This window comes from Actinophytocola sp. (assembly GCF_035712165.1).
Lineage (GTDB): Bacteria > Actinomycetota > Actinomycetes > Mycobacteriales > Pseudonocardiaceae > DASYTH01.
In genome coordinates, this window is the sequence record NZ_DASTBH010000433.1 from 23,709 (window position 1) to 34,245 (window position 10,537).

9 protein-coding genes are annotated in these 10,537 nt (G+C 71.8%); 4 read left to right on the forward strand and 5 right to left on the reverse strand.

Annotation, left to right across the window (positions count from 1 at the left end; all coding sequences use genetic code 11):
* Positions 1-2 precede the first annotated feature (2 nt).
* Entirely contained in the window at positions 3-2,840 is a 2,838-nt protein-coding gene (locus VFO68_RS24215; protein WP_325160666.1) for an SdrD B-like domain-containing protein, read from the reverse strand.
* Between the two features lie 171 nt (positions 2,841-3,011).
* Here VFO68_RS24215 and VFO68_RS24220 point away from each other — a divergent pair, with 171 nt between their 5' ends.
* On the forward strand, positions 3,012-3,509 hold the full coding sequence (locus VFO68_RS24220) for a helix-turn-helix transcriptional regulator (RefSeq protein WP_325160667.1): 498 nt from the start codon (positions 3,012-3,014) through the stop codon (positions 3,507-3,509).
* Here VFO68_RS24220 and VFO68_RS24225 read toward each other — a convergent pair.
* The 4 genes from VFO68_RS24225 to VFO68_RS24240 form a co-directional block, all read right to left on the reverse strand.
* Positions 3,443-4,636: a hypothetical protein gene (locus VFO68_RS24225; protein WP_325160668.1), complete on the reverse strand. Its 1,194-nt coding sequence runs from the start codon at positions 4,634-4,636 to the stop codon at positions 3,443-3,445. The genes VFO68_RS24220 and VFO68_RS24225 overlap by 67 nt on opposite strands.
* On the reverse strand, positions 4,633-5,259 hold the full coding sequence (locus VFO68_RS24230; RefSeq protein WP_325160669.1) for a sigma-70 family RNA polymerase sigma factor: 627 nt from the start codon (positions 5,257-5,259) through the stop codon (positions 4,633-4,635). The genes VFO68_RS24225 and VFO68_RS24230 overlap by 4 nt, the downstream gene beginning before the upstream one ends.
* A gap of 231 nt (positions 5,260-5,490) precedes the next feature.
* The gene (locus tag VFO68_RS24235) at positions 5,491-6,522 is read right to left on the reverse strand and encodes a HAMP domain-containing sensor histidine kinase (RefSeq protein WP_325160670.1); all 1,032 of its coding nucleotides are present in this window, start codon (positions 6,520-6,522) and stop codon (positions 5,491-5,493) included.
* Positions 6,519-7,214, reverse strand: a complete 696-nt coding sequence (locus tag VFO68_RS24240; protein WP_325160671.1) for a response regulator transcription factor — start codon at positions 7,212-7,214, stop codon at positions 6,519-6,521. Before VFO68_RS24240 ends, VFO68_RS24235 begins: the two co-directional genes overlap by 4 nt.
* A 313-nt stretch (positions 7,215-7,527) precedes the next feature.
* On the opposite strand from VFO68_RS24240, the gene VFO68_RS24245 reads away from it, so the two are divergent.
* From VFO68_RS24245 to VFO68_RS24255, 3 genes are all read left to right on the forward strand, one after another.
* Complete coding sequence (locus tag VFO68_RS24245) at positions 7,528-8,076, forward strand: hypothetical protein (RefSeq protein ID WP_325160675.1); 549 nt, start codon at positions 7,528-7,530, stop codon at positions 8,074-8,076.
* A 51-nt stretch (positions 8,077-8,127) separates the two neighbouring features.
* Positions 8,128-9,360 (forward strand): acetyl-CoA hydrolase/transferase family protein, encoded by a 1,233-nt coding sequence (locus tag VFO68_RS24250; protein ID WP_325160672.1) that lies wholly within the window; start codon positions 8,128-8,130, stop codon positions 9,358-9,360.
* 586 nt (positions 9,361-9,946) lie between these two features.
* The coding region (locus VFO68_RS24255; protein WP_325160673.1) for a twin-arginine translocation signal domain-containing protein at positions 9,947-10,537 on the forward strand (591 nt) is incomplete at its 3' end.

A 10,537-nucleotide genomic window follows, 5' to 3' on the forward strand; every position in this document is an offset into this window, starting at 1 on the left:
GCTCAGCGCCGCCTGCGCACCAACCGCAAGCCCGCTCCCACCACGAGCAACACCAGGCCGCCGGCAACCTGGGCCGGCAGGCCGAACCCGGTGACGGCCAACTGGGTGGTGGCGATGACGGCCGGGCCCGGTGTCGCCGGGTCGTCCGGCGGCGGATTTTCGTCCGGCGGGGCGTCCGGGTCGGCCTGCACCGCGCCCGGCACCACCCGCACCTCGTAGTCGTCGAGGTCCACGTCGGCCAGCACGCCGGGACAGACGCAGCCGGTGATCTTCCATGGGCCGACGACCATGACGTCGTACCTGCCGGCCGGCACATCCCGGAACTCGAAGTGCCCGGCCGCGTCGGTCACCGTCCGGGCCACCGGCGGCCCGCCGCCCGGCTCGGTGAGCACCATCTTCGTCCCGGCGACGCCCTGCCGGTTGTCGGCGCGGATCAGTTTCCCGCCGGCATGGCCGATCCCGCCCGGCACCTTCGCGCTCGCCCGGGCCCAGGCCCCGAAGCCGAAGTCGCAGTTGGCCTCCAGGAAGCCCAACACGTAGGCGTCCGCCGTGACGGCCGTCGACACGTCGAAGGTCGCGCTCGCGCCGGCCGGCACGGTGACCCCCGGACCGTCGCCGATGAGGGCGCCCCAGCCCGGATCGGTGGAGGACAGCGAGTTCCGGTAGTCAATCTGGGTGCAGCGGGCCCGGACCCCGGTCAGGTCGGCGCCGCCGTCGTTGGCCAGCCTGACCGTGAGGTGCGCGACATCGCCCACCGCGTAACTGTCCCGGGTGAACGCGATCGAGGCGCGCAGATCCCCGGTCCGCACCGCCCGGATCGTCACCGGGTCCGCCTCGCCGCCCGACACGGTGAGCTCCGACTGGTCGACGGTCCAGGAGTCGGGGAGGACGAAGCCGACGGTGTACCGCCCGGCCGGGATGTCCCGGAACGCGAACCGGCCCTGGCCGTCGGTGTTCTGGGTGTACATGCGGTTCGGCACGCCGCCGCTCAGCGAGACCGGTATCCCGATCAGCGCCTCGCCGGGATCCGCCACCCCGTTGCCGTTCCCGTCGCCGTAGAGCGTTCCGGCGTAGCCGCCGCGCAGCACGCGCACCGTGGCGAAGGCGGCGAACCCGTCGTCGGCGGCGTGGATCTGGTTGCCGGCGGCCGGAGCCAGCCATCCGGTGACGATGACGACCCCCTTGGGGTCGCTGACCGATCCCTCGAGCACGAACTCCCGGGTGGCGCCGGCCTCGATCCGCGCGCCCGGTCCGAGCGGGCTGAGCTCTCCCGCGTCCTCGACGATCAGGGTGGATGCGAGCCCGGTGTTGAACTCACCGACGCCCTCGGCCGCGGCCGTACCGATGTTGGTCACGGTCAACCGGACCCGCATGCGTTCGTCGGCGGTGTAGTCCGGCTTCTCGAAGGCGGCGGACACCCGCAGGTTGGGCCGCCGGTTCTGGTCCGCCGCACCGGGTTCGACGTACCACCGCTCCTCGGTCGCGACGGCGTGCTTACCGGCCACCACCGGAAGCTGGATTCCGTCCTGGACGATCGGCACCCATGGTCCGTCGATGCGAACGTCGTAGACCTGCGCCGGCAGGCCGTCCACGGCGAGGTAACCGTCGGCGTCGGTGACCAGCCGGGCGACTTCGGCGCCGGTGTTCGGGTCGGTCACCACCACAGGCACCCCGGCCACCAGGTCGCCGGGGCCGATCACGCCGTCCCCGTCGGCGTCGGTGACCAGTTGCACCCGTCCGGTGCCGGGCAGACCGGGAACCGTTGCGGTGGCCCGGCCTCGGGTCGTGGCGCTCGCCGGGTACCCGGCCGGGCCGAAGGCGCAGTTGGCCGCGAAGCGGCCGAACGCCGCCGCGTCGTCCGGAACCGGGGCCTCGACGGTGAACACGCTGGTCCCGTTGGCGGGGACGGTGACCCCGCCGGCGGCGAGCCCGCCCCAGTGCGGGCCGACCGTGACACCGGCCCAGCCGGCCTCCGCCGGGCAGCCGGCGGTGATCCCGGTGAAGTCGGTGTCGCCGGTGTTGGCGAGCACCACGGTGAGCCGCGCCCGCCCGCCGGGCCGGTAGCTGTCCCGGTCGAAGAACATGCTGACGTGCAGGGACGAATCGAGTTGCGGCACGGCCGGAATGCGCACCTGCGGGCTGTCCGGCGCGACGACGGCATAGTCGAACATCGCGTCGTGCAGGCCGGCGACCACCCACCGCCACGGCCCGGAGTACCTGAGCTGGTAGCGCCCGGCGGGCAGGGGGCCGAAGCCGAACCGGCCCGCCTCGTCGGTGGTCACCTCCCGCACGCCACCCACGCCGTCGATCAGCGTGATGGAGGTGTCGGCCAGCCCGGTCTCGCCGTGGTCCATGACCCGGTCGGCGTCGAGGTCGGCGAAGATCACCCCGGCGAGGGTTCCGGTCGACGCGACCAGCCGGGCGCTGGCCGAGAACTCGTTGTCCGCGGGCGCCGCGTCGGCCTCGTCGGACGAGACGCGGGCGATGGCGGAAACCGAGTCGCCCAGGTAGTTCCACAGATGACCGGAGAGTGTGACGGCCAGCGTCGCGTGTGGTTCGACGCGCACGCCGGCCGGGCTGTTCAGATCCTGCCAGCCGCTCTCCACGACCAGGTCGCCGGACAGCGCGGCGTGCACACCGGACGCGGCAACCGGGCCGGCGTTGCTGATCGTCAGGGTCACGGCGACCCGGTCGCTGCCGACGTAGCTGTCCCGGTCGAACGCGACGCGCACCCGCAGGTCCGGCAGATCTCCTTGTGCGGCAGCGGGTTGGGCGACCGGCAGCCCCAGGCACAGTGCCGTGATCAGCACGATCGCGCCACGTGTCACCAAGCGAGCCACCCGGTCTCCCCACCCTTGGATCCCGCCCCGCCGCACATCCTGGCATGCCGGGCGGCTCTGCGACAGGTACAACCGCCCGCAGGCTTGGTGAATGTGTGAGGTTCGCGCGGCTCGCGCGTTGTGATGGGTAAGCGCCGCGGCGGGCGGCGAGGGGGCCTGGGAGGAACGCCGATGACGGACTTCGCGGTACTGGTCAGGCAGGGCAGACAGAACCGGTGGATGACGCAGGAGGAGTTGGCCGAGAAGTCAGGCCTGAGCCCGCGCACCATCCAGGCCATCGAGCGGGGCCGGGTGTCGCGCCCGCACCGGGCGTCGGTGCGCCTGCTGGCGATGGCGCTCGGACTGCAGGGAACGGCGCGTACCGAGTTCGAGGCGGCCGCCCGGCGGGGCGCCCAGGCCGGTCGGGGGTGCGGTTGTGACCGGCCGCAGCCGTGTCCGAGCGTGCCGGACTGGGCGGGTTGTCTGGCCCGCAGGCTGCGCCGGGAGGGCGAACGGGTCGACCTGCGCGGGCTCGGCGCCACCGCCGACCCGGTCGTCGTGCTGGCCCGGTTGCTACGTGCGGCGGGCCTGCATCCCGAGGACCACGAGGAAGATCTCGCCGGCTACGGACTGGCCGGCTCGCTGGTGTCCGACCACACGTTGCCGGTCCAGATGTTGCCGGGGGCCTGAGCGTTCCAGCCGCTGGAAGCGGCCGGAGCGCTCGGCGAGTCGCGGCGCAACCGGTTGCCGGTGACCAGAATGTGGTGCGACGCCGGGTTGGACGGTGCGTAGATCCGGGCCATGGTCCCGGAGTCTCCGATCTGGTTGTTGTCGATGGTCACCTCGGTCACCGGGCCGGCCTGGTCGAGCAGCGTGACACTCGCGCCGATCGTGTTGTGCCGCAACATGATCCGGCTCGCGTTGCCGGGGGTGCGCAGCCCGGACAGGTTGCTGTCGACGATCGTGGCATCGCCGCCGATCCAGACGGCGGCGGTGCTCGCGGTGATGTCGCTGCGCTGCACGACCAGGCCGGGCGCCTCCTGCCGCACCCCGTAGCGCACGGCGCCGCTGCCCACCTCGCTGTCCTCGATGCGCAGCCGGGGCGCCGACTGTCGCACGCCGACGTCGCCGGAGGGCGCCACCCGCACCCGGCGCAGGGTGACGTCCGGCGCGTCGATGTAGATCGTGCCGTTGACCGTCCAGTCGGCGATGACCGCGCCGGCCTGGGTGATGTGCCAGTCGCCGTTGCGCACCTGCAGCCTCGTTTCGGCCGGCACGCCGGTGTTCCCGGCGTTGGGCCATTCGGCCAGCGGCCCGCGGGCGGGCGCGATCGGGGTCGCGGCGCCGCCCGGGCCGGCCGGCCCGCCCGGGCCCGCGCCGGGGCGCGGTGCGGCGGTGCCCGGCCCGGCCGGCGCACCCGACCCGGGACCGGGCGTTCCCAGCGGCGCGGAAGGCGGGGTCGCCACGCTGGTCTGGGAGGCCGGCACGCTCGTGGTGGTCGGGTCCTCGATCGTCACGACGATCTGGTCCGGGTCCGGCTTGGGCCGCTGGTTGGCCGCGATCACCCCGGCGATTCCGCCGCCCACCGCCAGCGCGGCGACGGCGGCGACCAGCACCCGGGCCGTCGGCCGGCGCGCCGCGGCGCGTTCGGCGAGGTCCGGAAGCGGTCGGACCACCGCCAACTCGGCCGCCGGCTCGGTGCGCAGCGCGACCTTGCCTTGCCACGCGGCTTCCAGCGCGGCCGGCGCCTCGACGGCGTCGAACAGTGCCCGCAACGCGGCCTCGTCAAACGGCTCGGAGGTCTCGCGTGTCGTCACGGCCGCACCTCCATCCGCTTGCGCAGCCGTTGCAGCGCCCGTTTGGTCGCCACGGTCGCGGCATGTTCGGACAACCCGACCACGGCGCCGATCTCCGCGTACGGCAGGTCCGCCGCGATCCGCAGGCCGATCAGGGTGCGGTCGCGTTCGGACAGCTGCTGCATCGCCAGCAGCGCCCGGTTCAGCTCGTCGCGCCGCAGCACCGCGCCCTCCACATCGGCCGAGGTGTCGACCTCGCTGCCGCCCCCGAAGAACCGGGTGAGCAGTACCGAGCGCCGGGTCCGCTTGCGCCTGTGGTCGATCACCTCGTTGTGCGCGATGCGCAGCAGCCACGGCAGGACCACCCCGCCGTCGAACCGGTTGGCCAGATAGCTGGCGAACGCCGCGGCGAACACCTCCGCGGCGAGGTCCTCGGCGTCACTGGCGTTGCCCAGCTGGGACAGGCAGTACCGGTACACGCGGGCGGCGTGCTCGCGGTACACCTGCTCGAACGGCAGCGTGGCCACCTCGAGCTCGCAGTGCTGCGCGTCATCGGGCACGGTCGTTCCCAGTTCGGCCGGGACTTTCGGCGCGGCCCCCGGCGTGGCCAGGAACGCACCCTCTGCGACGCCCAGTATGACCACCTTCCGAACCCGTTGTGCGCACAGTCGTCCAACTGGTTAAACGCGCGGGGAGCGGAAACCTCACACCTGTTCTCCCGAAAGCGAAACTGCCGGTTCGTTACGTGGTCTCCACCGCCGGGACCGGGTAGAAACGGGCACGCGGTACGCCGAACCGGGGGTGCCGATCGTTGCCCCGCGTGCCCCGCGAGGCAACGGTCGGCGGCGATATCGCCGTCCACACGACGTGTGCGGTCAGCCCGTCGCCGGCAGCGTGAGCCGGATCCGGCAGCCCGGCTCCGACTGTCCACTGTGGATCGCCACCGGATCGACCACCGCGATCGTGCCGCCGTGCAGGTCGACCACCCAGCGCGCGATGGCGAGCCCCAGCCCGGTGCCGCCGCCGCTGGCCCGCTCCCCCCGGGCGAACCGCTGGAACACCAGGTGCCGCTCCTCCGGCGCGATCCCGGGGCCCTCGTCCCGGACCTCGATCACCAGCTGACCGGGTACCGCGTGCGCCACGACCTGGACCCGGCCGTCCGGCGGGCCGTGGGTGGCCGCGTTGTCCAGCAGGCTGACCATGACCTGATGCAGCCGCGCCCGGTCGGCGAACACGGTGGCGCCCGGCGGGTCGACCGCGACCGACATCCGCACCGGCCGCGCGGCGGCCGCCGCGTTCACCGCCGCCTCGGCCACCACGTCGTCGAGCAGCCGGGCGACGCTGAGCACCTCGCGATGCAGCGAGCTGGCGCCCGCGTCGATGCGGGACAGGTCCAGCAGGTCGGTGACCAGGCCGGACAGCCGCTCGCTCTGCGCGAGCGCGGTGCGCAGGGTCTTCGGGTCCGGCGCGGTGAGGCCGTCGACCAGGTTCTCCAGCACCGCGCGCAGCGCCGAGATCGGTGTGCGCAGCTCGTGGGAGACGTTGGCGATCAGCTCGCGGCGGCGCAGGTCCGCCGCGGCCAGGTCGGCGCTCATCTGGTTGAACGCCACGGCGAGCTGGCCGACCTCGTCCCGGGAGGTGGCCCGCACCCGCCGGGTGTAGTCGCCGCGCGCCATGGCCCCGGCGGCCGTGGTCATCTCCCGCAGCGGCCGGGTCATCCCGTGCGCCAGCAACTGCGAGGTGATCACCGCCAGGCCGACGGCGATCAGCGTGGTCTTCGGCGGCAGCCAGCCCATCTGCCACCAGAAGAAGCCGAGCGCGACCGCGCCCGGCGCCACCACCACGATGCTCAGCTTGAGCTTGATCGAGCGGACCGGGTCGAGCGGCCGCGGCCACCGGCGGGTCACCGTCCGGTCTCCAGCGCGTAGCCGACCCCGTGCACGGTGCGGATCAGCTCCGCGCCGAGCTTGCGCCGCAGCGCCTTCACGTGGCTGTCCACCGTGCGGGTGCCCGCCGCCGCATCGCCCCACCCCCAGATCTCGGCGAGCAGCCGCTCCCGCGGCTGCACCACCCGGGGGCGATTCGCCAGGTGCACCAACAGGTCGAACTCGGTCGGCGTGAGGTGGATCTCGGCGCCGGCCCGCCGCACCCGCCGCTCGGCCAGGTTGATCTCCAGGTCGCCGAGCACGATCGGGGTCGCCTCGGCGGTCTCGTCGGAGCGCATCCGGTCCACCCGGCGCAGCAGCGCGTGCACCCGGGCGGCCAACTCCCGGATGGAGAACGGCTTGGTGAGGTAGTCGTCCGCGCCGACGGCCAGGCCGACCAGCACGTCGGTCTCGTCGTCCCGCGCGGTCAGCATGAGCACCGGCACCGCCCGCTGCGCCTGGATGCGCCGGCACACCTCCAGCCCGTCGAAGCCGGGCAGCATCACGTCCAGGACCACCAGGTCCGGCGCGGTCGCCTCGGCCGCGGCCACCGCGGCGGGCCCGTCCCGCGCGATGTCCACCGCGAAACCCTCCGCCCGCAGCCGAACCGCGACCGACTCGGCGATGGTCGGCTCGTCCTCCACCACCAGCACCCGGCGCTCTCGGTCCCGCATGGGCTGAGCCTAGGCAGCGAACGTGCCCGTCGGGGGCGTGTCCTGTGAAGGTTCTGTGTGGGTCGCACGGTCCGGTCAGGACGGTGCTGCCCGGCGACCGCCACGATCGAGTGAGCTTGCCAGGCAAACGTTTACCGGCTCCGAGGCCAGGAGTTAGGTCAGGTGTGTCACGCGTGTCGACACACGGGAGGCCCTGATGTCCACCCCGAGCAAGGAAGCGCCACAGACCAAGAGCACGAGCACGAGCGTTCCCGGGCCGCGGTCCGCCGACGATCCCGCGATCATCGCCGCCACGCCGGAGCAGACCGCGCAGATGATGCCCGTGGCCGCCGGCGGTGGCATGACCCGGGCGGCGACCGCGATGCTCGCGATGCTGCGGATCGGGCTCGGTCTGGTGTTCGCCTGGGCCTTCCTGGACAAGGTGTTCGGACTGGGCTACTCCACTCCCGCCGCGCGGGCCTGGATCAACGGCGGCTCGCCGACCAGGGGTTTCCTCGGCTCGATCGACCAGGGCCCGTTCGCCTCGATGTTCCGGTCCATGGCCGGCACCGTCTGGGCCGACTGGCTGTTCATGCTGTCGCTGGCCGGGCTGGGGTTCGCCCTGCTGCTCGGCATCGGCATGCGGGTCGCCGCGGTCGCCGGCACGATCCTGATGGCGATGATGTGGATGGCCGAATGGCCGCCGGCCAAGACCACCAACACGGGCGAGCCGACCGGGTCCACCAACCCGCTGATCGACTACCACGTCATCTACGCCCTGGCGATGATCAGCCTCGCGTTGCTGTACGCCGGCAACCGCTGGGGGCTGGGCCGCAGGTGGTCGCAGATGTCGATCGTCCAGCGCAACCGCTGGCTGATCTGATGCGGCCAGTCTCCCGGCTCACCCACCGCGACCGCGTCTAACCTCGGGCCCATGCGGGTTGTCTCCGAGTCGCAGCTTGCGGCCGTGCTGTCGGGTGTCGCCGAGCGGCCGCGCGTCGTGGTCAGCGGGAACTTCGCCACCCCGCATGCCACACTGGCCATCCTCGATCGGGTGATTCCGCAGTACCGGCTGTTCGCGCTCAACGCGCAGTCCGGCATCCCCGACCGCGAAGGGGTGACACTGGAGACCCCCTTCGTCGGCGCCGGGATGCGCGGCCGGCCCGGGCTGCGGTACTTCCCGTCCCGGCTGTCCTTGGTGCCGCACCTGCTCACCGTGTCCCTGCCGCCGGACATCGTGCTGCTGCACACCTCGACCCCGGTGGACGGCTCGGTGTCGCTGGGCACCGAGGTCAACGTGCTGCCGGCGGCGATCGAGGCGGTGCGGGCCCGGGGCGGCCTGGTGATCGCCCAGGTGAACCCGTGCATGCCCTACACCTACGGGGACGCCGTGCTGGCCAGCGCGGACGTGGACTACGCGATCGAGGTGGACGAGCCGCTGGCCTCGCCCGCGGAGCGTCCGGCCGGGTCGGTCTCGCACACGATCGCCGAACGGGTGGCCCGGCTGATCGGTGACGGCGCGACCCTGCAACTGGGCATCGGCGCCGTGCCGGACGCGGTGCTGTCCGCCCTGACCAAACGGCGCGGCCTGGCGGTGTGGTCGGAGATGTTCAGCGACGGGGTGCTCGGGCTGGAACGGGCCGGCGCGCTCGACCCGGAAACGCCGATCACCGCGTCCTTCGTGTTCGGCTCGGCGCAACTCTACGAATGGGTTGATCACAATCCGCGGATCAGGTTGCTGCGGACCGAAAAAACCAACGATCCTGGGTTAATTGCCCGGCAGCGGTCGCTGGTCTCGGTAAACAGTGCGCTTGAGATAGATCTGTATGCCCAAGCCAACGCCAACCGGGTGCGCGGGGCCATCTACTCCGGTTTCGGCGGCCAGAACGACTTCGTGGTCGGCGCCCTGCACTCGCGCGGTGGGCGGGCGGTGATCGCGCTGCCCTCCTGGCATCCCCGGGCCGATGTGTCCACTGTGGTGCCTCGGCTGACCGGGCCGGTCACCTCGTTCCAACACAGCTATATCGTCAGCGAGCAGGGTACCGCGACCATCTGGGGTAATGACGCGAATGAACAGGCTCAGCAGATCATAGACCATGTCGCTCATCCCGATGCGCGGGCTGAGTTGCATGATGCCGGCCGAAATCTGGGTTTCGCCCTGCGTTGATTGAATATTTGACGTTCTTTTGGCCCAACAAATTGTGACATGGGCCGGGGGAATGCTTCACCAAATGTCGCGGTTGTGTCGCGGCGGGTAGCCCCAGCCCGATCGGTCGTGCTGCGGGCCGCCGACGCCGGTTGGTGGCCTCGTGGGGGGTTTGCGGTGGTTTGACGATCGCTGACATCGTTGTCATCGATCATGGAGCGGTGCGCAAGATCGTTTTCCGGGCCGGAAAACCGCAGGCCATACGCTGTTATTGATTATTCATCCGAGCATTCCATCGGCTTATGCGCGGAGCCCGGTGTTTATTGCTGAACGCGCCCCCAAGGGTTAGCAACAGAATCGATTCAATATTGCATCAGTCCAGTCTGCTCTACAGGCTTGTCGATTGAGGAGAGACCATGGCGGTCCACCTTCTCCCGCACGGAAAGGGTCACCTGCGGCCGCCATGGCGAATGATGCCGCCGCTCCTCCAGAAATTGCCCGGCCCCAGCTATCACTCCGTTGTCGAGCATGACAGCCGGCACCGGTTCCGGTCCGCAGCGCCGGATCCGGCGGTCTCGTTCGGCCTCGATTCGCCCGGAGGCGACGAATGTCCATCAGCTCAGACGAGTCCACCAACCGCAGGCGTGGCGTCGGCCGCCGCCGATTCCTCGGGGGAGTCGGTGCGGGTGTCGCGGGGGCGGTCGTCATCCCCAACATCGAGCCCGCCGCCGCGCAGGTCGAGGGACCTGCGGTGGCCGCGGCCCCGGACCCGCGGTTCAGCCGGTTGTTCAACCTGCCCGCGTTCGCCGACCCGCGTTCGACCGCGGTCCGCAACGCCATGTCCGACATCGGCAAGCTGGGCGGGATCATGGATGCCGCCGACCCGCTCAACGTGGGGCCGGTCCGCCTGGTCACCGAACCCGCGCTGAGCCCGCGCAACGTCGACCAGAACGTCGCGAACATGACCGCCGGCAGCACGTTCGTGGGCCAGTTCCTCGACCACGACATCACCTTCGACGCCAGCTCGCCGCTGGGCACGCCGGCCGAGCCGACGGCGACGACCAACGTCCGGGACGCCCGGCTCGACCTGGACTCGGTATTCGGCGGCGGCGCGACCGTCAGCCCGAACCTCTACGAGTCGAGTGACCGCGCCAAGCTGCGGATCAGCTCCGGCGGGCAGCACGAGGACCTGCCCCGC